The following is a 26,325-nucleotide window of genomic DNA, read 5'->3' on the forward strand; positions in this document are numbered from 1 at the left end:
CCGAATAAACTCTGATATCAGAAAAATTTTAAGGAATTGACACGACTATAAACAGGTGTTATAATTAAATGCAGATTTCAAATGTATATAACTTAATATGGGTTTACGGTTCAAAATGCATCTTGCAGAGTAGATAACAGAGAATTCGGTGAGAATCCGAAGCAACAGTCATTACTGTATTTGGCATTGCCATAAGTCAGGTCGCTGTCCGTATGCCTCGGATTTTGCAAATCTTGGACAAGGAAGAGGTGCAGCCGACCATATCTGTACAGACTTTTGGTCTGTATGGTTTTGTTTGTTGTGCCTTCCAAAAACGGAGGGCTTTTTTATTTTGCCTTTCGATATACACAATACAATATGGAGGAAAACACTATGAACAAATCTTTTAAAAAAATCCTCTCAATTGTACTTTCTGTAATGATGATTTCATCACTTATGACGGTTTCACTTTCAGTAAGCGCAGTTGAAGACGGAAAAGTAAGAGTAATTGTCAGAAATGATACATACTCGGTAGAAAACGGCGCTCCGTGGGACGGCGTTCTCGTTGATGAGTGGGTAAGCATTAATAATGACACTACTATGATGTCAGCCGTTGCTGATGCACTCAACAATCACGGCTACACACAGGAAGGTGCTGAGAACAATTACATCTCGTCAATTAACGGTCTTGCTGCATTTGACGGCGGTACAATGAGCGGTTGGATGGGAACTCTCAATGACTGGTTCACAAATTCAGGTTATGCATCCTATACAGTAGCAAACGGCACACTTGAGAGTGGTGATGAAATCGCTATTATGTATACTTCAAACGGTTACGGCGAGGATATCGGCGGTACATGGGCAAATAACGATACAACTGTTAAATCGGTTGAGATCACAGGTGCCGAGCTTTCGGGCGAATTTGATCCGTCAGTTACAGACTACACACTCACAATCGACACTCCGTCAGCTGATGTAAATGTAGTTCCTACTGCAACTAACAAAAACTTCCAGACAAGAAAATATAAGAATGAATATCTTCCTTCTGACGACAGTGCGTTTTACAAGAGAAGTCAGACTGTTAGTGTTTCTGACGGTGACAAAATTATCATCGGTTGCGGTGATACTGCATGGCCGTCAATGAACACAAGTGAAGGCGGTACTGTATATACATTCACAGTGAAATATGCTCCTTCCGCAGCTGACACAGTTTCAAACAAGATTGACGAGGTTGCAAAACATCTTGCATCACAGGATGCCCCCACAGTTTCTTCAGTAGGCGGCGAGTGGACAGTCCTCGGTCTTGCAAGAGCAGGTAAAATCACAGACGAAATTGCAGACAGTTACTATCAGAATGCAGTTAAGTATGTTGAAGAAAAGGGTTCTGCAAAGCTTCACAATACTAAATCAACAGACAATTCAAGAGTAATCCTTGCACTTACGGCAATCGGTAAGGATGTTACAGATGTTGCATCATATAACCTTCTTGAACCGCTTGCAGATATGGATTATGTTAAGAAGCAGGGTATCAACGGTCCTGTCTTTGCACTCATTGCACTTGATACGGGCGATTATGAAATTCCACAGACTGACGCCGCAAATCCCACAACGAGAGAAAAGCTCGTACAGACAATTCTTGATGCACAGGTAGCAAACGGTGGCTGGACATTCTTCGGCTCAACTGCAGATCCTGATATGACAGGTATGGCAATTCAGGCACTTGCTCCTTACTACTCAACAAACAGCGATGTTAAAGAGGCAATTGATAAAGCACTCACAGCAATGTCAAACGCACAGAATGAAAACGGCGGATTTGCATCATGGGGTTCTGTAAACAGCGAAAGCTGTGCACAGGTACTCGTTGCACTTACAAGCCTTGGAATTGATCCTACAAATGATGAAAGATTCATCAAAAACGGCAACACACTCATCGATGCTATGATGAGTTTCTCCGCTGAAAACGGATTCGGTCATACAGATACAACATACAATCAGATGGCAACCGAACAGGGTTTCTATGCTTTTGTTTCATTTGACCGTCTTGTAAACGGCAAAACTTCACTCTACAATATGACTGACCGACTTGCAGAAAATTATGCCGTAGGTGATGTTAATCTTGACAACACAGTTTCTGTAATTGACGCAACACTCGTTCAGAAGCAGATTGTAAACCTTGAACAGCTTTCAAAGGTTTCACTTATCAAAGCAGATGTAAATCATGACGGTGTTATCAATGTTGTTGATGCAACAGAAATTCAGAAAATCATCGTTAACCTCGTTTGATTAAAGTTCACAAGTAAAGATTGGTTATGGAAAAGATAAAAAAGTTTGTTAAAAAAAATCAAATACTTTTAATTGCGGTGTGCGTTTGTATTGCCGCACTTACAGTAGCATTTTTTGCAGGCGGCAACAGATCGGAAAATAAAGTTCAAACTGCATCAACTGCCTCCTCGCTATCGACAACAAATGCAGACACAGAAACAACTTCTGTGTCTGCAACAGAGAAAACCACTCAAAATCCTACCGATTCCGCTAAATCAAACAAAGATAAAAAGGACAGAAAAAATTCCGAAGATAAAAAGAACAGTAAGGATAATTCGCAGAACAGTAACAGTTCAGCTATTGAAAAAAGTGAGAAATCCGAGCAGAGTTCAAACAACAGTTCTTCGGATAAGAAAAAACCGTCTTCTTCATCAAACAGTTCTTCAAAACCGAACAAAAAGAATGATGTTCAGCCGACAACGCAGGACAAGTACAAAACCGATCCTGTACCGTCGGGAAAGCCAAAGCCGGTTGAACCGGAAGAACAGGAAACAAAAGATACAAATCTTTATTGTACCTTTACAATCACCTGTTCAACAATTCTTGACAATATAGATGACCTTGATCCCGAAAAAATTGAACTCGTTCCAAAGGATGGTATAATCCTCAAAAAACAGAAGGTTCAATTCAAAGAGGGTGAATCTGTATATGATGTCCTTGTAAAAGTTTGTAAGGAAAACAATATTCATATGGAATCAAGCTGGACTCCTATGTATAATTCCGCTTACATTGAAGGAATTAACAACCTCTACGAATTTGACTGCGGTTCTCTTTCGGGTTGGATGTACAAAGTCAATGAATGGTTTCCAAACTACGGCTGTTCACGATATGTACTCAAGAACGGCGACGATGTGGTCTGGTGCTACACTTGTAACTTAGGCTATGATGTCGGCGGAGGATACGCAACAGGAGAATAATGATGAAGGATACTTTTTCAAATATGCACCCCTTTATCAATTTTATATTTTTTGCACTTACAATAGGGTTCACGATGTTTATCATGAACCCTGTTTGTCTTGCTGTAAGTTTTTTATGTGCTCTTGTAACCGCTTTATACCTTAACGGCAAAAAAGCTGTAAGATTGTCACTTGTTTTTCTTTTACCTATGATACTCTTGATCGTTCTCGTAAATCCTGTTTTTAATCATGAAGGAATGACTATACTCACATATTTTCCGTGGGATAACCCACTAACCCTCGAATCAATCGTTTACGGTATTGCAAGTGCATTTTTGCTGTCATCCACAGTTTTGTGGTTTTCTTCATTCAATGCAGTAATCACTTCTGACAAAGTCGTTTTCCTGTTTGGCAGAATAATGCCGTCATTGAGTCTGGTGATTTCAATGGCATTGCGTTTTGTTCCAAGGTTTTCGGCACAAATGAAACTTGTGCGTAATGCACAACACACAATCGGGAGAGATATAAACGAGGGAACATTGTTTCAAAGAATAAGAAACGCAGTAAAAATTCTTTCGATTATGATAACAGGGTCACTTGAAAACGCAATTGAAACAGCCGATTCAATGAAAAGCAGAGGCCACGGTCTTAAAGGCAGAACATCCTATTCACTTTATAAATTTGACAAAAGAGACGCATTTATGCTTTGCACAATCCTTTTTACCGGATTGGTACTTATGATTTTGCTTTTTACAAACGCAATAAAATTCAGATACTATCCGTCAATCAAGGGCGATTTGTTTACGGTGCAAAGTGTTATTTTTTATATATTCTACACATTTTTAATGTTGATTCCGCTATCGGTAAATATAGGAGAGGGGATAAAATGGAAACATATGCAATCAAAAATCTGAGTTTTCGATACCCCGAAACCGGTATTGATGTACTTAAAGATATTACTTTCAGCGTAAATGAGGGCGAGTTTATCACAGTCTGCGGTCCGTCAGGCTGCGGAAAAAGCACACTTCTCAGACATCTAAAACCCGATCTTTCACCGCACGGTGTTCTTTCGGGAGAAATATTCTTTGAAGGAAAACCTATATCAGACCTTTCTCACAGGGAGCAAAGCAGTAAAATCGGCTTTGTTATGCAATCACCTGAAAATCAGATTGTTACCGATAAGGTATGGCACGAACTTGCTTTCGGACTTGAAAGTCTTGGTTATGACAACAATACAATCCGAAAAAGAGTTGCCGAAACAGCTTCATTTTTCGGAATCCAAAATTATTTTGAAAAAAGTGTTCTCGAACTTTCGGGCGGACAAAAGCAAATTTTAAACCTTTCTTCAATTATGGCAATGCAACCGTCCGTTCTCATTTTGGATGAGCCGACAAGCCAACTCGATCCGATTGCGGCAAGCGAATTTTTGCACTGCGTTTCACGCATAAATCACGAACTGGGGACAACGGTGATAATAACGGAACACAGACTTGATGAGGTGCTTCCGCTTTCAGACAGGGTACTTGTCATCGAAAACAACGGAATTTCAGCTTTTGACTCTCCTCAAAAGGTCGGGAAAATTCTTAAAGAAAAAGACAGTAAAACATTTCTTTCTATGCCTGCTCCGATGCAGATATGGCAGGCTGTTACAGGAAATGACAATACCGACTGTCCCGTAACTGTTCCAAGCGGCAAGAAGTGGCTTTCGGAATATGCCCAAAATCATAAAATGTATGAGCTCAAACCCGAAAGCATTCAGAAACATTCTGATAAAGAAGCAGTAAGTCTTAATGATATTTGGTTCAGATACGAAAAGTCGGGTGCAGATGTACTAAAAGGTCTTTCACTAAAAATATATCAGGGGGAATTTGCAGCTATACTCGGCGGTAACGGTATGGGAAAATCAACCGCTTTGTCAATTATCTGTTCACTTAACAAGCCATACAGAGGCAAAGTTGAAATCTCTCCGCTTAACAAAAATTCTTTTGACACGCTCGTAGCAGTATTACCGCAAAATCCTCAGACGCTGTTTTTGAAAAAAACTGTACTTGAAGATTTGTACGAAGTATTTGACGGCAGAAAAATCAGCAAGGAGGAAAAAGAAAGACGGGTTACCGCAGCGGTAAAGCTGTGCAGACTTGAAAACCTCTGCAATCGCCATCCTTATGATTTATCCGGCGGTGAACAGCAGAGAGCGGCTCTTGCAAAAATTCTTCTCATAAGGCCTCAAATTCTTCTTCTTGATGAACCTACAAAAGGACTTGATGCTGAATTCAAGATTGAGTTTGCTCAGATTATATATGACCTCAATAAAGCCGGCATAACCGTTCTCATGGTAAGTCACGATGTAGAGTTCTGTGCTGTATATCCAAGCCGCTGTCTGATGTTTTTTAACGGTGAAGTTGTGTCGGAAGGTACACCGAGAACTTTCTTTTCGTCAAACAGCTTTTATTCCACCTCTGCAAGCCGAATGTCAAAAGGCATAATAGATAACGCAGTATCATCAAATGATGTCATATATGCCTGCACAGGTCAAAACAGAGATATTCAAATTAACAGAAACACACCTGATATTGACCTTTTTAAAAACGACACCGAAAATATTCCCCTCAAAAAAAACAAAGCTGAAAACAAAAAGCTTTCTGTTTTTAAAAAAATCTGCGGATTATTTGGTGCAGTACTGTTCATACTCGGTCTGATTGTAAATCTGGAATATATTCCGAATTTTTCAGCCAAAACTTTGCCTACCTGGTTCAACTGGGGAATAATCGGAGTATCTGTTGCGTTGCTTATGATTGCTTTCGGAACAAAATCAAAACGACCGATTGACCTGCCGAGAAAAAGTTCAAAACTGAGTAAAAGAACCGTCAGTATGGCAATTATGGTTTTGCTTGCAATTCCAGTTACAATTTTTGTTGGAATGACATATCTTCAGGATCAGAAATATCTTTTTATTTCACTCCTTGTTATGATTGAGTGTATGATTCCGTTTTTTCTCGTTTTTGAAGGCAGGCACCCAAAAGCGAGAGAGCTTGTCATAATCTCTGTTCTATGTGCAATAGCAGTTGCAGGACGACTTGCATTTACAATGTTGCCTCAGTTCAAGCCCGTTGTGGCAATTGTGATAATTTCGGGAGTAGCATTCGGCGGTGAATCGGGATTTCTTGTCGGTGCTGTAAGTATGCTTGTTTCAAATCTTATGTTCGGTCAAGGACCTTGGACGCCGTGGCAAATGTTTGCGGCAGGGATAATAGGCTTCATTGGCGGTATTCTCTTTAAGAAAGGTCTTTTGGGCAGAACAAGGACTTCGCTCTGTATATACGGTTTCATTGCCACAATGGTCATTTACGGCGGACTTATGAACCTTTATTCGGCACTCACATCACATTCCGCATTTAATCTAAATATGCTCATAACTTTTTATGTTCAGGGCTTTCCGATGGATATTGTTCACGCAGTTTCGACTGTTATATTTCTGTTTTTCGGAGCAGAACCTATGCTTGAAAAGCTTGACAGAATTAAAGTTAAGTACGGACTTATCGAATAAACCTAAACAGCAGATAAAATTTCTGCTGTTTTTTTGTGCTGTAATTTAAAAATTTTCGACAAAAGTATAGACATAATCCGAAAATAATATTATAATTTTGGTGTGTCTGATTTTAATCAAACAGTATTTACAATCTAAAACGGCAAACTGTAAATACTTTTAATTCAGAATTAAAAAGGTTAAAGGAGAAAAAACATGGGCGGATTTATGGGTGTTGCAGCAAAACAGGACTGCGTATTCGACTTATACTTTGGAATTGACTATCATTCACACCTTGGCACAAGAAGAGGCGGTATGGTTGTTTATGACAAAGAAAAAGGATTTGACAGATCAATCCACAATATTGAAAATGCACCTTTTAGAACTAAATTTGATAAAGATATGCAGAGTATGAAAGGCAAATTCGGTATCGGCTGTATTTCCGACTACGAACCGCAGCCTCTTATAGTTCGTTCACATCACGGTACATATGCAATTACCACCGTAAGCAAAATCAATAATACAGATGAACTTGTTGCAGAGATCTTTGAAAAAGGCGGTTCACATTTTCTTGAAATGAGCGGCGGTGAAATCAACGCAACCGAGCTTATTGCAACTCTAATCAATCAAAAAGAAAACCTTGTTGACGGCATAAGCTATGCTCTTGAAAAAGTTGACGGCTCTGTTTCGCTCCTGTTGATGAATAAAAACGGCATCTATTGCGCAAGAGATAAGTACGGCAGAACTCCTGTTGTTATCGGCAAAAAAGAAGATGCATTTTGTGTAGCGTTTGAATGTTTCTCATACAAAAACCTCGGCTACAATGATTATAAAGAACTCGGACCGGGTGAGATTACGGTAATTACAGACCAAAACTGCATTACACTCAAAAAGCCCGGTGATAAAATGAAAATCTGTACTTTTCTGTGGGTTTACTACGGCTATCCTGCAAGCTCATATGAGGGTACAAGTGTTGAGCAAATGCGTTACAACTGCGGTGCAAAAATGGCTGAAAGAGATTCCGTAAAGCCCGATATCGTTGCAGGTGTACCCGATTCAGGCATTGCTCACGCAGTAGGCTATGCAAATGCATCGGGAATTCCGTTCTCAAGACCGTTTATTAAATATACACCTACTTGGCCAAGATCATTTATGCCGACAATTCAGAGTCAGCGTAATCTTATTGCAAAAATGAAGCTTCTCGCAGTTGAGGATTTAATCAGAGGAAAGAGCCTACTTCTTATTGATGACTCAATTGTAAGAGGCACACAGCTTCGTGAAACAACGGAGTATCTTTTTGAAAGCGGTGCAAAAGAGGTTCATATCAGACCTGCGTGTCCTCCGCTTGTATACGGCTGTAAGTATCTTAACTTCTCAAGATCATCTTCTGAAATGGATCTCATCACAAGACGAGTTATTGAAAGACTTGAGAACGGCAATGTTACAGACGAAATTCTTCAGGAATACACAAATCCCGATTCTGAAAAATACGAGCAGATGGTTGATGAAATCTGTAAAGAACTCAAGTTCACATCCTTGCGTTTTAACAGGCTTGACGATATGCTTGATTCCTGCGGAATTGACAAATGCAAACTCTGTACTTATTGTTGGGACGGTAAGGAATAATTAAATTTTATTTATAAAAATAAGGCATTTGCAATGAGAAATCTCAAAGCAAATGCCTTTTGTTTTTACTTAGTATGCAATAATTTCGTAGCCGTCCTCAGTTACAAGAACCTGAATTTCCCACTGAGCAGACATTGAGTTATCTTCTGTATAAATAGTCCAGCCGTTATCCTCATCAACGAAAATATCAGGTTTTCCTGCGTTCACCATAGGTTCAATGGTGAAAATCATACCGGGTACCATAAGCATTTCCGTACCTTTTTTAGAAATGTAACTTACCCATGGATCTTCGTGGAATTCAAGACCGATTCCATGACCTCCTACTTCACGAACAACAGAGTAACCTTTACTCTTTACATAATCATTGACAGCCTGACCCATATCTCCGAGAAAGCCCCAAGGCTTAACCTGTTTAAGTCCTTCATAAACTGCATTTTTTGTTTCTTCAACAAGCTTTCTGTTTTCTTCGCTTACATTACCGATACAAAACATTCTTGAAGAATCGGAGAAATATCCGTTCAAATTAGTTGAAACATCAACATTGATTATATCGCCATCTTTGATTATTACATCTTCCGACGGAATACCGTGACAAACTTCGTTGTTTATTGAAGTACATACGCTATTGGGAAATCCCTCAAAATTAAGGGGAGCCGGAACACCGCCCATTTTGGTTGTGATATCATACACCCACTTATCAATTTCAGCCGTGCTGATACCTGCCTTAATATGCTCTGCAACATAATCAAGAACTGCAATATTAATCCTTGCACTCTCCTTGATTTTTTCAATCTGCTCAGCATTTTTCAAGATTTCATGGGAGGGAACAATGTGACCCGCACCCTCAAATTCCTCAATTTTTTCATCAAAATCTATATGACATTTTTTATACTTTTTTCCGCTGCCACACCAGCAAGGATCATTTCTGCCAGGTTTTTCCATTTTACTAACTTCCTTTCATTTTTCCAATTCATAATCCTTGATAATTATACCACCAAACAAATTTTATTACAACATCTTTGTCATATGCAAAAATCCAAAAGAAAAATCTTGTCAGAAAAAGTTTTGTAGTATATACTGAATAAGTAATATATAATCTCACACTCGGCATATTTTTATGCAGAGGTGTTTGTATGAATAAAAAAATCCCGACATTTTATGCTCTCTGCTTTATACTGTTTGCAATATTCTGCATTATTATGGTATCTGTTTTTTTCAGACTTAATCCGATAAAATCTGTTATGACCGAAAACAAAACAGAGCCGATAATTGTAATTGACGCAGGTCACGGTGGCGAAGACGGGGGAGCAGTAAGCGAAAGCGGTGTGCTTGAAAAGGACATCAATCTTTCTATAGCAAATAATTCAGCTGATTTATTAAAAATTTTCGGATATAAGGTTGTTCAAACAAGAACAGATGATGTATCTCTTGATAACGGAGAAGATTCGGTTCATTCAAGGAAAGTTGCCGATTTAAAAAAACGGCTCGAAATTTTCAATTCAGACAAAAACAATGTTGTAATCAGTATTCATCAAAACAAATTTTCTCAAAGCAAATATTACGGAACTCAAATTTTTTATTCCCCGAATAACAGTCAAAGTCAAAATCTTGCGGAATGCATTAGAAATTCCGTAAAAAAATGCTTACAGCCTAATAACGAACGGCAATGCAAAAAGGCAGACGGCTCAATCTATCTTTTAAAAAAGGCTGAAAACCCGTCCGTTATTGTGGAATGCGGATTTATTTCAAATCCGGATGAACTTGCTAAGCTGCAAAGTGACGAATATCAAAAAGAAATGGCAACTGCAATCATAACAGGATTTTTAGATTATACTCATCAATAAATACAGGAAGTGAAATAAATGGCTTCAAAAATCAAAAGTGTTTACATATGTTCAGAATGTGGATACGAATCGCCCAAATGGTACGGAAAATGCCCGTCATGCGGCGAATGGAACACAATGAACGAAGAAATTAAAGATACATCAAAACAGTCAGCAACTGCAAAAACACGCTCTTTTGCAACCTACTCAAAACCATACGCCATATCGGATATTTCAACCGAGGATGAGCACAGATATGACACAGGCTGCGGAGAACTCAACCGTGTACTCGGCGGAGGAATTGTAAAGGGCAGTCTTATACTTCTGGGCGGTGATCCGGGCATAGGCAAATCGACCGTTCTTATGCAGATTTGTCAGTACCTCGGCGATACTCTGAAAATTCTCTACATATCGGGAGAGGAGTCAAAAAGACAGCTCAAGCTACGAGCAATAAGGCTGGGTGTAACTTCGCCGAATCTGTATGTAATGACTGAAACCGATGTTGAGGTTATTTGCGAACAGATAAAAAATCTCAAGCCCGACCTTGTTATGATTGACTCAATTCAGACGATGAATCTTTCAGAATTAAACTCGTCCCCAGGCAGCATTACACAGGTACGAGAATCTGCCAATATGCTGATGAGAACTGCAAAAGGACTTGATATTCCTATGTTTATCGTAGGTCATGTTAATAAAGAGGGTTCAATTGCAGGTCCAAAGGTACTTGAACATATTGTTGACACCGTACTGCATTTTGAAGGTGACAAACAGATGAGCTGCCGTATTCTTCGTGCCGTAAAAAACAGGTACGGCTCAACAAATGAAATCGGCGTTTTTGAAATGACTGATAAAGGGCTTAACGAAGTTGCAAATCCGTCTGTTATGTTGCTTTCAGGGCGTCCGAAAAATGTTTCGGGAACTTGCGTCACCTGTACAATTGAAGGATCAAGACCAATTCTTGCCGAAACACAGGGACTTGCCACACAAAGCGGATACGGCAACGCTCGCAGAATGGTTACAGGATATGATTATAACAGACTATCAATGGTACTTGCCGTTCTTGAAAAAAGAGCAGGATACTATTTTTCAAACTGCGACACCTACATAAATATCGTAGGCGGATTGCGAGTTGACGAACCTGCGATTGACCTTTCAATTGCCATGGCTCTTATAAGCAGTCTGAAAGATACTCCGATTGACGAAAACGCTGTTGTATTCGGTGAAATCGGTCTTGCAGGAGAAATTCGTGCTGTATCAAACGCTCAGATGAGAATTAACGAGGCAGTAAGACTCGGCTTTACAAAAATCATTCTGCCGTATCATAATCTAAAAGGTGTTTCATGTGATGACGCTGAATTGATCGGAGTAAAAAACATTCGTCAGGCATTTGAAGCGGTAGGACAATGAGCAGTTTTGTAATATCAAACAAATACCCATGTTTTGCCGATGAGCTTTCAAAAATGGGGCATAATGTTATATATTCGGACACTGTCAAAGCATTTCCGCAACCTGAACAAGCTCATGCCGATATGCAGATTTTGACGATAAATAATACTGTTTTTGTACTTCAAGAGTGCGAAAAGCTAAAAACTTTACCATATAAAGAAAATTTGATTATATGTAAAAATAAAGCAGGGAAGAAGTATCCCGAAAATATATTGCTGAATTTTCTTTTCTTTAATAATAAGCTTTATGGTAAAGTATCTGCAATAGATCCGACTCTTTACAAATATTGTGTAAAAAACGATATTGAAATCGTAAACATAAACCAAGGATACGCAAGATGCTCAACTCTAATACTCAATAATCGCACTGCCGTAACAGCTGATATTTCCATAAAAAATGCCCTTGAAAAAGATGGGGCAGAGGTGTTATTAATATCCTCGGGTGATATAAAACTTGAAGGATATGATTATGGATTTATAGGCGGTGCAAGCGGAAAAATCTCTGATAATACCGTAGTGTTTTTCGGAAACGCTGAAATGCATCCCTGCTATTCTTCTATCAAAGAATTATGTTTAAAAAATAAAATTGAAATTAAAATATTATGCAAAAATATGCCACTCACAGATGTGGGCGGCATAGTAAGAATTCTTTAAACTTTTTTCTTAGGTTTTATTTTTGCAAGCGGATTTGAGTCAGCGGCATTTTTCATTTGTTCGGAACTCAAATGCGTATAAATCTCAGTCGTACCGAGGTTTTCGTGTCCGAGAACCTCTTTAAGCACTCTAACATCAACTCCGCCTTGCTGATACATAAGCGTAGCGGCGGTATGCCTAAGCTTATGACAGGAATATCCCTGAGAATCAAGTCCGATTTTCTCAAGATATTTATATACCATAGCCTGAATTGTTTTCACAGACATTCTGCGGTGATTACGGCTAATAAACAACGCTTTTTTATCCTTAACTTCATCAATCGGACGCACCTTCATATACTCATTATAAGCTTCAATGCAGGCAGCGTTTAGATAAACAATGCGTTCTTTATTGCCTTTACCGACAACACGCATTGTACCGTCACTATGAATATCATTATAGTTAAGACCTGCCATTTCAGACACACGCAGTCCGCAATTGAGGAAGAGAGTCAAAATACAATAATCACGCTGTTTGTTATTTCCGTCAACTGCATTAAGAAGCTCAATGCTTTGTTCAAGAGTAAGATACTTTGGCAAAGCTTTTTTATTTTTTGGCGATTCAAGCTGTTCCACGGGATTTGTATCAACCAAATGTTTATTATTTGTTATGTACTTAAAAAAACCTTTCAGACTGGAACATTTTCTTGCACGGGACGCACTCTTATTGTTGCGGTCACGATAAAGAAAATTCATATAATCATATGCAAGTTCAAGATTAACGGTTTTAATTAAATCAAGGTCAACATCGTCAATTTTAATTTCATCAAACTCAGTACCGTCAGGCACAAGACCACGCATTACTTTTAAAAATCTAAAAAAAGTTCTGAGATCAATAAAATATTCGTCAACGGTTTTCTTCGACATATTTTTGATTGTCTGCTTATAAATTAAATAGTCCTTCAAAATTGCAGGAGCTTCATCACGAAAATCAACTGCCATAAACACACCACCGTAATTTTATTTCTTATAATGGATAACTCAGAAAAGTTGAACTAAAATCTGTATTAAAAGAATTATAAGGCTATTATAACACAAAAAAGGGCGGTGTATATTCCAATTACGAAAATTATACAAAATGAATATTTTGTATAATTCGGGGAACAGGTAAAACAAGATAAATCCGAAACATATTGCTAATGCCAATTTACAGCATTTAAATTACAACAGCCGTACAGACTCAAACGAATCTGTACGGCTGTAAATTTTAAAGGAATTTAACTTTTAAATTAGCAAACGCCCTGCTGAATCATTGAATCAGCAACCTTCTCAAAGCCTGCAATATTAGCACCTACTACATAGTCACCTTCATGACCATACTTCTTAGCTGCAGCAGAAATGTTCTTATAGATGTTAACCATAATGTTCTTGAGCTTAGCGTCAACTTCTTCAAATGTCCATGAAAGACGCTGTGAGTTCTGGCTCATCTCAAGAGCTGATGTAGCTACACCACCTGCATTAGCAGCCTTACCCGGTGCAAAGAGAATGCCGGATTTCTGGAGAAGCTTTGTAGCCTCAAGAGTTGTAGGCATGTTAGCACCTTCGGCAACAGCATAGCAACCGTTAGCGATAAGTCTTTTAGCGTCTTCTTCGTTAAGCTCATTCTGTGTAGCACATGGAAGTGCAACATCACACTTAACTGACCAATCGAATTTGCCTTCGTGATACTCTGAGTTAGGACGATAGTTCTTATACTCTGTAAGACGCTGTCTTTTAACTTCCTTGATTTCCTTAATAGCGTCAAGGTCGATACCTTCAGCATCATAAATCCAACCTGTTGAATCAGCCATTGTAACTACCTTAGCACCAAGCTCTGTAGCCTTTTCTGTTGCATAGATAGCAACATTACCTGCACCTGATACGCAAACAGTAGCACCCTTGATGTCCTTGCCGTTATCCTTAAGCATAGCCTCTGTAAGATAAAGAAGGCCATAACCTGTAGCCTCTGTTCTTGCGAGTGAACCGCCCCAGTTGAGGCCCTTACCTGTAAGAACGCCTTCATATACATTTCTGATTCTCTTATACTGACCGAACATATAACCGATCTCACGAGCACCTGTACCGATATCACCGGCAGGAACATCAGTGTCAGCACCGATGTGCTTACAAAGCTCTGTCATAAAGCTCTGGCAGAATGCCATAACTTCTCTGTCGCTCTTGCCCTTAGGATCAAAGTCAGAGCCACCCTTACCGCCGCCGATAGGAAGACCTGTAAGTGAGTTCTTGAAAATCTGCTCGAAACCGAGAAACTTAATAACGCCGAGGTTTACTGACGGATGAAGTCTTAAACCACCCTTGTAAGGTCCGATAGCACTGTTGAACTGAACACGGAAGCCACGGTTAACCTGAACCTTGCCGTTGTCATCAACCCAAGGTACTCTAAACATAATAACTCTTTCAGGCTCTGTAATTCTTTCGAGAATACCATTCTCTTCATACTTTGGATTCTGCTCGAAAACGGGCTCAAGTGAAGTAAGAACTTCGGTAGCAGCCTGAATAAACTCAGGCTCATTTGCGTTTTTTGCTTTCAGCTTTTCAAGCTGTTCACTTACATATGACATAAGTAAGTCCTCCTTAATAAAATTCGCATAAATTATACGGAAAAAATTCCGATTATGCTGTAGCACAGTAAAGCACTACAATCAACATATTTATAATACTATACTTTCAACGATTTTGCAATATCTTTTGTGAGTTTCTTGCAAATTTTTTTAAAATTATTGAAAAAACAGCCGATTTCATTCCTTTTCTGCAATTAATTTTACAAATCTCCCAAGTTTAGTTGCATTTTCGTACATTTTACGAGCTGAATTTTATGAAAATGTATTCATGAATCCAAGAATTTCATTTGCATTACAATATTTTGTATAATTCATATTTGATTTACCAATTAAATTTTAGTTGCAAACGGACATATTTTATGATAAAATCCTATCAGTAATACTATCTGTAATATTTTTAAAGGTGATTTATATGGACTACTGCAAAAGATTAAAAGAATTAAGAGTCAAAAACGGATACACTCAAGGGCAAATTGCATTTATACTTCACACAAGACAGGAACAATACAGCAAATACGAAAACGGAAAACGAGAACTGCCTATCAGACATTTGATAACACTTTGTTGTCTTTATAAAACTTCAAGTGATTATATTCTCGGAATAGAAAAATTTGTAAAATAAAGCCGTCGTCAATACCAAATCCGAGTATTGACAACGGCTTTATTGTTATATAAAATTGCCGGATTATTGAATTTTTTCTTTAAACATCATCAGAAAACTTACAAGGAGCAATCCGCATGAAACCCATATTATATGCGTTCCAAACGATAACGAAAGATTTCCTCCCAGACCTGCTCCGACTGCAAAGAAAAATATAACACCAAAATAATACATTGCCTGTCTGAGCTGTTCGGGCTTTCTTTCGTGAATAAAACCTGACAGAGCAGCCGTACCGCTTCTCAAATTACCTATACACATTGTACTGGCATAGGAATATCCTCTGACTTTTCTGAAAGTCTGAACCTGCATTGCACAGGAAAACGATACAATTACCGCCGCAACGGTATCCATACTCTTCGGCATGAATCCAACCGCAAATAATATGATAATTTCAAACAAGAGTATTCCCTGTCTCCAATGTATCTTTTTGAAATACTTGAATTTTTTCTGTATCAAATCAGCTACAAGGACACCTAACGCAAATGCAAGAATAGGAAAAAGATATTTAAGCCCCTCTCCCCACTTTCCTGTCATAAAATTTGTACTCATAAGCACAACGTTACCCGTCTGTGCATTTGCAAATACTCCGTCACGGGTAAAATATGTATATGCATCCTGAAATCCGCCTGATAACGCAAGAAATATACAATTTCTAAATGCCTCAGACATCTGTCGTGTCGGCTCAAGTTCCTTAAAAAAACTTCTTATCCTAAACACAATACTCAACTCCGAATCTATGCGCTAATCTACACAACACCGAACACAATTAAACGGTTCGGTGTTGCACAATAATTATAATTCGATTATCAGATATCGTTCTTTACTATATCCTCGTAGCTTTCACGCTTAACAACAACTCTTGCCTTGCCGTCTTTAACCATTACGATTGCAGGACGAGGGATTCTGTTGTAATTTGACGCCATAGAATAGTTATAAGCACCTGTTGAAAGAACAGCAAGTGTATCGCCTACTTCAACCTTAGCAACCTTTGTATGCTCCTGAACGAGGTCGCCGCTCTCGCAACACTTACCTGCTACCGTTACGATTTCATCAGGCTCTTTGTCAGCCTTACCTGCATTTACTACGGTATAAGCAGACTGATAAAGTGCATACCTAATGTTATCAGTCATACCACCGTCAACGGATACATATGTTCTTACATTAGGAATTTCCTTTTTGCCGCCAACTTTGTAAAGTGTAATACCTGCTTCGCCGACAATTGAACGACCCGGCTCAATAAAGATATACGGAACAGGAAGTCCGTGTTCTTTAGCCTTTGCCTTAACAGCCTCAGAAACCTTTTCCATATAGTTTTCGTAAGGAACAGGTTCATCATCCTTAGTGTACATAATACCAAAACCGCCGCCGAGGTTAAGCTCTGAAATAACGATTCCAAGCTCATCGTGAATCTTGCCCATAAAGTCAAGCATAATTTCAGCTGCAGTGACAAACGGATCAATATCAAAAATCTGTGAACCGATGTGACAATGAAGTTCCGTAAGATTTACATTATCGTACATCTGTGCCTTTTTAACTGCCTCAAAAGCTTCGCCTGTTTCAAGAGCAAAACCAAATTTTGAATCAATCTGACCTGTTCTGATGAAGTTATGAGTATGAGCGTCTACACCGGGCTTAATTCTAAAAGAAATATTAGCCTTCTTACCCACTTCACCGCAAATTTCATTGAGAAGTTCAAGCTCGTAAAGATTATCAACAACGAACTTTCCTACATTAGATTCAAGTGCAAATCTGATTTCATCAGCAGTTTTATTGTTTCCGTGGAAGTGAACTTTTTCCATCGGAAAGCCTGCCTGTACGGCTGTATAAATCTCACCGCCTGATACTACATCAAGACCGAGTCCCTCTTCCTTTGCAATTCTGCAAAGCTCCTTACAGGAAAGAGCCTTACTTGCATACAACGGCATACCATTACCGTGGTAATACTTTTCAAAGGACTTTACATAAGCCTTGCACACATTTCTGATTGTTGTTTCGTCAAGAACATATAAGGGTGTACCAAATTCTTTGGCAAGTTCGAGTGTATCACAACCGCCGATTGTAAGATGTCCCTTATTGTTCACATTAAGACATTCGCTAACGAACATTTTACTCATACCTCCGTATTTTTAAAATTTGCTATTGAAGTTTCAATAAGTTTCCTTATTTCATCATTTCCGAAGCCTGTTTGTGCAGAAAACGGTATCAGCGGAACATGTTCAATTGTACTGAAAATGTCCTTATAATACTCAATCTGCTTTTCAAACGCAGTCTTTTTGAGTTTATCACTCTTTGTAAGAACTGCGGCAAAGTTAAATCCGCCTCTGTAAAGGAAATCTATCATATGCAAGTCATCATCAGTCGGAGGATGACGCAAGTCAAGAATCTGAATAACGAGCGGACGCTGTCTGTCCTGTGCAAAATAGCCTTCCACAAGCTTTGCCCATCTGTCTTTTTCTGCTTTTGAAACCTTTGCATAACCGTAGCCCGGCAAATCAACCATACGAAACTCTTTGAGTTTATAAAAATTAATGGTAGCCGTTTTGCCCGGCTGAGCGCTTACCCTTGCAAGAGCTTTTCTCTGAACAAGTTTATTGATAAGAGAGGATTTTCCTACATTTGAATGACCTGAAAATACAATTTCAGGCATATCCGATTCCGGCAACTGATCAACACGACCTGCCGCAAATTCAAAAGCGACTTCATTAAAGTTCATAAAATCCCTCTCTTTCACTGTTTTACTGCGTTTACAGTTTTCGTTGCAGAACGAACTGCTGTCATATCAATTCCGTTCCATTGGTTATCGGTAATTCTTACGGTATTATTCACCGCAAGTGCAACTACCTCCGAAAAATTCCTAACAGGAATAAACTTAACCTTTTCAAGAACCACCTTATCGACATCTTCAAGATCAGGTTCGTTATCCTTTGGAATAATTACTGTTGTAATTCCGTTTTTAAAAGCAGCCATGCTTTTCTCTTTAAGACCACCTATAGCAAGAACATTCCCTCTGAGGGTAATTTCACCTGTCATGGCTATATCGTGTCTTGCAGGCTTTAAAGTCAGCGCTGAGTAAATTGCGGTTGCCATTGTAATACCTGCAGACGGTCCGTCCTTTGGAACAGCACCCTCGGGAGCATGAATATGAATATCCTTGTTTTTGTAAAAATCTGGATCAATTCCAAGAACCGCCGCATGACTTCTAATACAGGTGATTGCTGTTTTAGCAGACTCCTGCATAACATCACCGAGAGAACCTGTAAGTTCAATCTTTCCTGTACCCTCCATAACGGCAACTTCAATAGGTAAGATTTCTCCGCCCACTGAGGTCCATGCAAGTCCGTTTACTATTCCGATTTCATCCATTTTGGCAAGTGAATCAGGAATAAACTTTTTATGGCCTAAAAATCTTTCTACCTCTTTTTCGTCAATCTTGAATACTTCTGTACCCTCTGTAAGCTTTTCAACGGCACATTTTCTCATAACTGATGCAATAAGCCTTTCAAGAGTTCTTACGCCGGCTTCTCTCGTATAGAAGTCTATGAGAGCGTATATGGCTTTCTGAGTGAATTTGAGTTCCTTTGAAGTAAAACCGCACTCATCAAGCTGTTTAGGAATGAGGTGCTTCTTTGCAATATGGAATTTCTCTTCTCTTGTATAACTGCTGATTTCTATAATTTCCATTCTGTCACGAAGCGGTGCCGGAATAGCTGAAATGTCATTTGCAGTTGTAATAAACATCACATTTGACAAGTCAAACGGAAGTTCAATGTAGTGATCAACAAACTTATTATTCTGTTCGATATCAAGAACCTCAAGCAATGCAGATGTTGGATCGCCCTTATAATCAGCGGCAAGCTTGTCTATTTCGTCAAGAATAAGTACAGGATTATTAGTGCCGGCATGTTGCAATGCATTAATAATTCTACCCGGCATCGAACCGATATAAGTCTTTCTGTGGCCTCTGATTTCAGCCTCGTCACGAACGCCGCCAAGAGCGATTCTTTCACTTTTTCTGCCTATTGCCTTTGCAATCGACTGAGCAATTGAGGTTTTACCGACACCCGGAGGTCCTGCAAGACAGATGATCTGTCCCTTTTGCTTTTCACTTAACACACGAACGGCAAGCTGTTCAATGATTCTCTTTTTAACTTTGTCAAGTCCATAGTGAGTCTTATCAAGAGCCTTCTGAACTTTAGGTATAACGATTTTATCTTTAGATGACTTATTCCACGGCAAATCAAGAACCGTATCAAGATATGTACGAATCACAGCCGCTTCCTGACTGCCATAAGGCATTTTACTGAGTTTCTTACATTCTTTATAAAGAATGTCGGCAGACTTTTCATCAAGATTAAGCTTCTCAATTTTATCGACATAGTTTTCAGCATCGTCAATCGGTGAATCATCTTCGCCGAGTTCTTCCTCGATTGCTCTTTTCTGTTCACGAAGAAAATAATCACGCTGATTTTCATCAATTCTCATTTTAGCTTTTTGAGATATTTCGTCCTCAAGTTTAAGAACAAAATTTTCATTTACAAGTACATCAAGAACAGATTCAAGTCTTTCGGATTCCGGGAAAGTTTCAAGAATCGACTGTTTAACTCTGTAGTCAAGAATGAGATTAGCTGTGATAAAGTCGGCAAGTTCACCCGGTCTTTTGCAAAGGGCAACCTTAAAAATAATATCCGACGGCATCTTCGGAGAAATCTCAAGATACTTGTCAAATTCATTTTTTACGGTTCGCATAAGAGCGGAATCTCTTGCTGTAAGATACTCGCTTTCTTCCTCATACGGTTTAACTTCTGCAACAAGACACTTTTCGTCAAAAACAGGATTTATAATTGTAGCCCTGCATTGACCTTCAATTACAATTCGTGTAGTATTTTCAGGCTGTTTCAAAACCTGAACGACCTTGGCAATTACGCCCGTGTCATAAACATCAAATATATCCGGTTCGTTTATTGCGGCATCCTTCTGAGAAGTAAGAAAAACAAGTTGATCGGCTTTCATAGCTTTATTTATAGCCGTAATACTCTTTTTCCGTCCAACATCAAAATGAATAAGTGATTTTGGAAAAACCACCAACCCTCGCAACGGGAGAACAGGGAGAGTCAGATTTTTTTGCATATCAAAATCCATTTAAATTCCTTTCATAAAAGCAAAAAGCTGTATTGTAATTGCAATACAGCTTTAATTCACAATATCAAGACGCTGTGCTGCGCTTCTGACGCTTCTTTGCATCTTTTTGAGTCAATTTTACGGAATTTGTCTGTAACAATTCCTTTTTGCGAGTAATTTGCGGAGCAGCACCGTTTTTGATAACGCCCTCTGTAATAATAATCTTATCAATAGTAGGATCAGACGGAGCCTCAAACATAAGGTCTGTAAGAATATCTTCCATAATTCCTCGAAGTCCTCTTGCACCTGTATGCTGATCCTGCGCCTGTTGTGCAATAGCTCTGAGTGCCTCTTCTTCAAAAAGAAGTTCAACACCGTCAAGTTCAAAAAGTTTCTTATACTGCTGAACAATAGAATTTTTCGGAACAGTAAGAATCTTGACAAGTGCATCCGTGTCAAGACCGCTCAAAGCAGTAATAACAGGCAAACGACCGATGAGTTCAGGAATAATTCCGTACTTTACAAGATCATGTGCTGTGACCTCTTTCATCCAATCGGTCGAATCAAGCTCCTGCTTTGACTGAACAAGTGACTCAAAACCGATAACAGAAGAGCCCTTGCGCTTTTCAACTATCTTTTCAAGACCGTCAAATGCACCGCCGCAGATAAAAAGAATATTCTTAGTATCAATCTGTAAATATTCCTGTTGCGGATGTTTTCTGCCACCCTGTGGCGGAACATTGGATACAGTTCCCTCAACAATTTTAAGCAAAGCCTGCTGAACTCCCTCACCGCTTACATCTCGTGTAATAGAGGGGTTTTCGGATTTTCTCGCAATTTTATCAATTTCATCAATGTAAATTATGCCGTGCTCTGCCTTTTCAATATCAAAATCGGCTGCCTGAATGAGTTTTAAGAGAATGTTCTCTACATCCTCGCCGACATAACCTGCTTCGGTCAGCGTAGTTGCATCAGCAATTGCAAAAGGAACATCAAGAGCCTTTGCAAGCGTCTGAGCAAGTAATGTCTTACCGACACCTGTCGGGCCGAGAAGCAACACATTACTCTTAGCGAAATCTACGCTCTGATCATTTGAAAAAGCACGCTTATAGTGATTGTAAACAGCAACGCTCAGGGTAACTTTTGCATGATCCTGTCCGATAACATATTCATCAAGAATTGCCTTGATTTCCTTTGGCTTTAAAAGTTCATCAACGGACAGTTCGGGGGTCTGAGGTTCTCCCGATTTTGAAAGTTTATTTTCATTTTCACGTTCAAGCTCGCCTGATTCGCGAAGAATATTCATACAGAGCTCAACACACCGGTCACAAATATAGACACCGTTGCCGGCAATAAGTCTGCCTGCCATCTCCTGAGGTTTTCCGCAGAAAGAGCAATAAATATCTTCGTTATTTTTGTTAGCCATCAGTTTACCTCACCTTTATCTTTTTTCGATAACCTTATCAATCAAACCATACTCAAGTGCCTGCTGTGCAGTCATGAAGTTATCACGATTGGTATCCTTTGCAATAACATCAATCGGCTGACCTGTGTTGTCAGCAAGAATCTGATTGAGTCGTTTTTTCATATCAAGAATGTGTCTTGTGTGAATTTCCATGTCAGTAGCCTGACCCTGAGCACCGCCTGAAGGCTGGTGAATCATAATGTCACTGTTAGGAAGTGCAAGACGCTTACCCTTAGCGCCTGCGGCAAGAAGGAATGCACCCATACTTGCAGCCATACCCATACAGATTGTGGAAACATCACACTTGATGTAATTCATTGTATCAAAAATAGCAAAGCCGTCTGTTACGCTGCCGCCGGGGCTGTTGATGTAAAGACTGATATCCTTTGTCGGATCTTTACTTTCAAGGTAAAGCAACTGAGCAACTACAACGCTTGCACTTGCACTGTTTACCTCTTCGTTAAGCATAACAATTCTGTCTTCAAGAAGACGGGAATAGATATCAAAAGAGCGTTCGCCCCTGCTTGACTGTTCGATAACATATGGTACTAATGCCATTTAATCATAACCTTTCTTAAATAGTGATTAACAGATATAAGAAAAATATTCAAATTACTTAATAACAGCTTTGTCCTTTACGAGATTAAGAGCCTTTTCAACCTTAACATCTTCTGTGAGTGATTCAGCAGGAACAGCCTCCTTAACCTTATCAACATCCATCTTGTAAGCCTCTGCCATCTTGCCGTATTCAGCGTCAAGGTCATCCTCTGTAACTTCAATATTTTCTTTTCTTGCAACTGCTTCAAGAGCAAGTCTTAACTTAACTCTCTTTTCAGCCTCTTCTTTATACATACCCTTGAGTGCGTTTGCATCCATACCCATGTACTGCATATATGTCTTCATATCAAGGCCCTGTGAACGGAGACGCATATCAAATTCTCTTACCATCTCGTTAGCCTGATTGTCATACATTGCCTCAGGAATTTCACCCTCAAGGAGTTCCATAAGCTTTTCGGAAATCTGATTGTCAACATCCTTGTCAGCCTCATCCTGAAGGCGTTTAGCAACAGTTTCTTTAAGCTCAGCCTTGTACTCGTCAAGTGTTTCCTTATCGGAAACATCCTTTACAAACTCATCATCGACTTCCGGAAGTTCCTTAGCCTTAATTTCGTGAAGGTTGATCTTGAATTCAGCTTCCTTACCTTTAAGCTCTTCAGCCTGATAATCATCCGGGAACTTAACTGTGATTGTAAACTCTTCACCTGTCTTGTGACCTACAATCTGCTCCTCAAAGCCGGGGATGAAGTTGCCTGATCCAAGCTTAAGGTTGTAGTTTTCAGCCTTACCGCCTTCAAACGCTTCACCGTCAACAAAACCCTCAAAGTCAATAACTGCTACATCATCATTCTGAGCAGCTCTGTCGTCAACAGTTACCATTCTTGAGTTGCGGTCACGAACCTTCTCAATTTCTTCGTCAACGAGCTCGTCTGTAACTTCTGTTGACTTCTTTGTAACTTCAATGCCGAGGTAGTTATTAATTTCCATTTCAGGCTCAACAACAACATTAGCCTTAAATGAGAAACCTTCCTTGCTTGCCTCAATAGCCTCAAGAGTTTCAACCGAAACTATCTTGATACCTGCTTCTTTAGCGGCCTCATAAAGAGCGTCCGGATAACAATCCTGCATAGCATCTTCATAGAATACTTCCGAGCCGTACATTTTCTCAATTACATGACGGGGAGCTTTGCCCTTTCTGAAACCGGGGATATTGATGCTTTTAACCTGCTTTTTATAAACTCTGTTAACAGCGTTACCAAAAGTTTCACCGTCAACATTAACCTCTAATTCATATGAATTAGCCTGTTCTTTTTTTGTACATTCCTTTAATGCCATTTTAATATTCCTCCAAAGTTTAAATTCAAAATCAAGAAATCATCTTATTATATCACAACAAAATAATTTTGCCAATAGAAAATACAGAATTTATCTGACTAAAATTGGCATAAATGACAACCTGTCACAAGAAATCAGCTTAAAATCAATACCTTCGTATTCACCTTCAATCGCAAACCTCATATTCTTTTTTCCGTGAAGGTGTCCGTAATAACATTTTTTGATGTCATATTTCAAAAGAACATTAAATATTTCGTCACATTTTGTTGTTCCGTAAACAGGAGGATAGTGTAAAAACACTATTGGTTCCTTTCCTGTTTTTATAGCTGATTGTATTGACATTTCAAGTCTGCCGACTTCCCTGTTCAGGACTTTTATATCATTTTGAGATTCATTCTCAAGAAACCATCCTCTTGTACCGCAAATTGCGTAATCGTCAACAACATATGAATTATTGAAAAGGATAGATATCGAATCAAGTGAATTATTTTTCAGAAACACATCCATTTTTGTCTTGGTGCTCCACCAATAATCGTGATTGCCTTTATTGAAAATTTTCTTACCGGGAAGATTTTCTATGAAAGTAAAATCCGTAAGAGTTTCTTCAAGCTTCATTGCCCAGGAAATATCGCCAGACACAACAACCGTGTCATTATCGGTAACAAGCTTTCTCCAGTTATTTTCAAGTCTTGAAGTATAATCGTTCCAGCCTGCGAAAACATCCATAGGCTTATCTTCACCAAGTGAAAGATGTAAATCCGCTATAGCAAATAATGCCATTAATCTATACCGAGTGCTCCGAGAACATAATTCTCCATATCACTAACTTCTGTAACATCAGAGAATCGAGCCGTTTTATTTTTAAGATTTGCAAGAGGTGCAGGCACTTCGGCACCGGAAACCTTATGAAGTTCATCAACCATATCAAATTCTGTTTCAGGAAGTGTTGCGTTTGGTTCAACAGCCTCAAGAACAGCCTTAGAGAATTTATACGGACTTGCAGTTGACGCAATTACAGATGGTGTCTTGTCGCCTGTTTCCTCAACATACTGCTTGTACACATTGATTGCAACAGCTGTGTGAGTGTCGCAAAGGTACTTATCCTGTTCAAACATCTCGTGAATGGTAGCCTCTGTGTTCTTATCATCACAGAATCCGCCGTAGAACTTTTCGTTGATAACAGCCTTTACATCATCACTTACTTCATACTTGCCTTCTGATTTGAGTGCATTCATCCAGCCTCTTGTAACTTCGTCATTATCACCTGAAAGCTTGTAGAGAAGTCGTTCAAGGTTACTTGAAACAAGGATATCCATTGAAGGTGAAATTGTTGTATAGAAGTTTCTGTTCTTATCATAAACGCCTGTTTTGATAAAATCTGTAAGAACATTATTAGAGTTTGACGCACAAATGAACTTGTTGATTGGAAGTCCCATGAGACTTGCATAGTATGATGCAAGGATGTTACCGAAGTTACCTGTCGGAACAACAACATTAATTTTGTCACCAAGCTCGATTTTACCGTCATTTACAAGATCGCAGTAAGCCGAAATATAGTAAACAATCTGCGGAAGAAGTCTGCCCCAGTTGATTGAGTTTGCTGATGAGAAAAGCATATTATTCTCAGCGAGCTTTTCTGCAACCGAAGGTGTAGTGAATATCTTCTTAACACCTGTCTGAGCGTCATCAAAGTTACCCTTGATTGCACAAACACGAACATTTTCACCTTCCTGAGTATTCATCTGATGCTTCTGCATCGGACTTACACCGTCAACAGGATAGAAAACAACAATCTTTGTGTGGTCAACATCTTTAAAGCCTTCAAGAGCAGCCTTGCCTGTATCGCCTGATGTAGCAACGAGAATAACAGCCGTCTTGCCGTCATATTTCTTCTTGAGTGACTTTGTGAGAAGATGCGGGAGAATCTGGAGTGCCATATCCTTAAACGCACATGTAGGACCATGCCAGAGTTCAAGAATATTCAGGGTTGTTCCGTCAAGATTACAGTATGAAATAGGAGCAGGATTTTCACCGCCGAATTTCTGAGCTGTATAAGCCTTTTCTACGCAGTCACTGATTTCCTCTTCTGTGAAATCAGAAAGAAAATCAGAAAATACTTTCTTTGCTCTTCCTTTGTAATCTGTTTTCAAAAGTGCCTTGAAGGTATTTTCATCATACTTAGGAAATTCCTGCGGTACAAAAAGACCGCCGTCCTTTGAAATACCCTGTGCAATGGCCTGTGCCGCAGAAACTACTTCTTTGGCATTTTGTGTGCTGTTGTATAACATTGAAATCTTCCTTTCAAATTGCTTTAAACA

21 protein-coding genes are annotated in these 26,325 nt (G+C 39.1%); 9 read left to right on the forward strand and 12 right to left on the reverse strand.

The genetic code is table 11. The annotated features are described in order from the left end of the window. Positions 1-372 precede the first annotated feature (372 nt). From AC2HW8_RS03670 to AC2HW8_RS03690, 5 genes are all read left to right on the forward strand, one after another. Entirely contained in the window at positions 373-2,262 is a 1,890-nt protein-coding gene (locus tag AC2HW8_RS03670; RefSeq protein WP_484327168.1) for a dockerin type I domain-containing protein, read from the forward strand. Between the two features lie 26 nt (positions 2,263-2,288). Then, positions 2,289-3,218, forward strand: coding sequence for a DUF4430 domain-containing protein (locus AC2HW8_RS03675; protein WP_484327169.1), 930 nt, complete (start codon positions 2,289-2,291; stop codon positions 3,216-3,218). Between the two features lie 23 nt (positions 3,219-3,241). Beyond that, positions 3,242-4,111, forward strand: coding sequence for an energy-coupling factor transporter transmembrane component T (locus tag AC2HW8_RS03680; protein ID WP_484327204.1), 870 nt, complete (start codon positions 3,242-3,244; stop codon positions 4,109-4,111). Beyond that, positions 4,084-6,744 carry an ATP-binding cassette domain-containing protein gene (locus AC2HW8_RS03685; RefSeq protein WP_484327170.1) on the forward strand — a complete coding sequence of 887 codons (2,661 nt, stop codon included), beginning with the start codon at positions 4,084-4,086 and terminating at the stop codon, positions 6,742-6,744. The genes AC2HW8_RS03680 and AC2HW8_RS03685 overlap by 28 nt, the downstream gene beginning before the upstream one ends. A 195-nt stretch (positions 6,745-6,939) precedes the next feature. Next, positions 6,940-8,349, forward strand: coding sequence for an amidophosphoribosyltransferase (locus AC2HW8_RS03690; RefSeq protein ID WP_021883930.1), 1,410 nt, complete (start codon positions 6,940-6,942; stop codon positions 8,347-8,349). A 69-nt stretch (positions 8,350-8,418) separates the two neighbouring features. Here the strand turns inward: AC2HW8_RS03690 and AC2HW8_RS03695 are convergent, their stop codons facing one another. Next, complete coding sequence (locus AC2HW8_RS03695; RefSeq protein ID WP_484327171.1) at positions 8,419-9,291, reverse strand: methionyl aminopeptidase; 873 nt, start codon at positions 9,289-9,291, stop codon at positions 8,419-8,421. 191 nt (positions 9,292-9,482) lie between these two features. Here AC2HW8_RS03695 and AC2HW8_RS03700 point away from each other — a divergent pair, with 191 nt between their 5' ends. Genes AC2HW8_RS03700 through AC2HW8_RS03710 form a run of 3 tightly spaced genes read left to right on the forward strand, consistent with a single transcriptional unit; the run spans position 9,483 to position 12,271 of the window. Further along, a complete protein-coding gene (locus AC2HW8_RS03700; RefSeq protein ID WP_484327172.1) occupies positions 9,483-10,193 on the forward strand; it encodes an N-acetylmuramoyl-L-alanine amidase in 711 nt (236 codons plus the stop codon). Positions 10,194-10,211: 18 nt separating this feature from the next. Beyond that, on the forward strand, positions 10,212-11,579 hold the full coding sequence (gene radA / locus AC2HW8_RS03705) for a DNA repair protein RadA (RefSeq protein ID WP_021883933.1): 1,368 nt from the start codon (positions 10,212-10,214) through the stop codon (positions 11,577-11,579). Further along, positions 11,576-12,271: a DUF6873 family GME fold protein gene (locus AC2HW8_RS03710; protein ID WP_484327173.1), complete on the forward strand. Its 696-nt coding sequence runs from the start codon at positions 11,576-11,578 to the stop codon at positions 12,269-12,271. The genes radA and AC2HW8_RS03710 overlap by 4 nt, the downstream gene beginning before the upstream one ends. Here AC2HW8_RS03710 and AC2HW8_RS03715 read toward each other — a convergent pair. Both AC2HW8_RS03715 and gdhA read right to left on the reverse strand, forming a co-directional pair. Beyond that, on the reverse strand, positions 12,268-13,251 hold the full coding sequence (locus AC2HW8_RS03715; protein ID WP_484327174.1) for a tyrosine recombinase XerC: 984 nt from the start codon (positions 13,249-13,251) through the stop codon (positions 12,268-12,270). The genes AC2HW8_RS03710 and AC2HW8_RS03715 overlap by 4 nt on opposite strands. A 287-nt stretch (positions 13,252-13,538) precedes the next feature. Beyond that, complete coding sequence (gene gdhA, locus AC2HW8_RS03720; RefSeq protein ID WP_015523831.1) at positions 13,539-14,870, reverse strand: NADP-specific glutamate dehydrogenase; 1,332 nt, start codon at positions 14,868-14,870, stop codon at positions 13,539-13,541. Positions 14,871-15,282: 412 nt separating this feature from the next. Between gdhA and AC2HW8_RS03725 the strand changes: the two genes are divergently transcribed. Beyond that, positions 15,283-15,492, forward strand: coding sequence for a helix-turn-helix domain-containing protein (locus tag AC2HW8_RS03725; protein ID WP_021883937.1), 210 nt, complete (start codon positions 15,283-15,285; stop codon positions 15,490-15,492). A 63-nt stretch (positions 15,493-15,555) separates the two neighbouring features. Here the strand turns inward: AC2HW8_RS03725 and AC2HW8_RS03730 are convergent, their stop codons facing one another. The 9 genes from AC2HW8_RS03730 to thrC form a co-directional block, all read right to left on the reverse strand. Beyond that, complete coding sequence (locus AC2HW8_RS03730) at positions 15,556-16,248, reverse strand: YoaK family protein (RefSeq protein ID WP_021883938.1); 693 nt, start codon at positions 16,246-16,248, stop codon at positions 15,556-15,558. An 89-nt stretch (positions 16,249-16,337) separates the two neighbouring features. After that, positions 16,338-17,636, reverse strand: a complete 1,299-nt coding sequence (gene lysA / locus AC2HW8_RS03735) for a diaminopimelate decarboxylase (RefSeq protein WP_117950796.1) — start codon at positions 17,634-17,636, stop codon at positions 16,338-16,340. Positions 17,637-17,641: 5 nt separating this feature from the next. Then, complete coding sequence (gene yihA / locus AC2HW8_RS03740) at positions 17,642-18,244, reverse strand: ribosome biogenesis GTP-binding protein YihA/YsxC (RefSeq protein WP_015523829.1); 603 nt, start codon at positions 18,242-18,244, stop codon at positions 17,642-17,644. 14 nt (positions 18,245-18,258) lie between these two features. After that, on the reverse strand, positions 18,259-20,670 hold the full coding sequence (gene lon / locus AC2HW8_RS03745; RefSeq protein WP_484327175.1) for an endopeptidase La: 2,412 nt from the start codon (positions 20,668-20,670) through the stop codon (positions 18,259-18,261). A 64-nt stretch (positions 20,671-20,734) separates the two neighbouring features. After that, the gene (gene clpX / locus AC2HW8_RS03750) at positions 20,735-22,075 is read right to left on the reverse strand and encodes an ATP-dependent Clp protease ATP-binding subunit ClpX (protein ID WP_021883941.1); all 1,341 of its coding nucleotides are present in this window, start codon (positions 22,073-22,075) and stop codon (positions 20,735-20,737) included. Between the two features lie 15 nt (positions 22,076-22,090). Further along, positions 22,091-22,672, reverse strand: coding sequence for an ATP-dependent Clp endopeptidase proteolytic subunit ClpP (gene clpP / locus AC2HW8_RS03755; protein ID WP_015523826.1), 582 nt, complete (start codon positions 22,670-22,672; stop codon positions 22,091-22,093). 54 nt (positions 22,673-22,726) lie between these two features. Beyond that, positions 22,727-24,007, reverse strand: a complete 1,281-nt coding sequence (tig, locus tag AC2HW8_RS03760; protein WP_117930729.1) for a trigger factor — start codon at positions 24,005-24,007, stop codon at positions 22,727-22,729. Between the two features lie 90 nt (positions 24,008-24,097). Next, on the reverse strand, positions 24,098-24,787 hold the full coding sequence (locus AC2HW8_RS03765) for a metallophosphoesterase (protein WP_015523824.1): 690 nt from the start codon (positions 24,785-24,787) through the stop codon (positions 24,098-24,100). Then, positions 24,787-26,295: a threonine synthase gene (gene thrC / locus AC2HW8_RS03770; protein WP_021883942.1), complete on the reverse strand. Its 1,509-nt coding sequence runs from the start codon at positions 26,293-26,295 to the stop codon at positions 24,787-24,789. The genes AC2HW8_RS03765 and thrC overlap by 1 nt, the downstream gene beginning before the upstream one ends. Between the last annotated feature and the right edge of the window lie 30 nt (positions 26,296-26,325).

The sequence above is a fragment of the Ruminococcoides sp. genome, assembly GCF_057037865.1.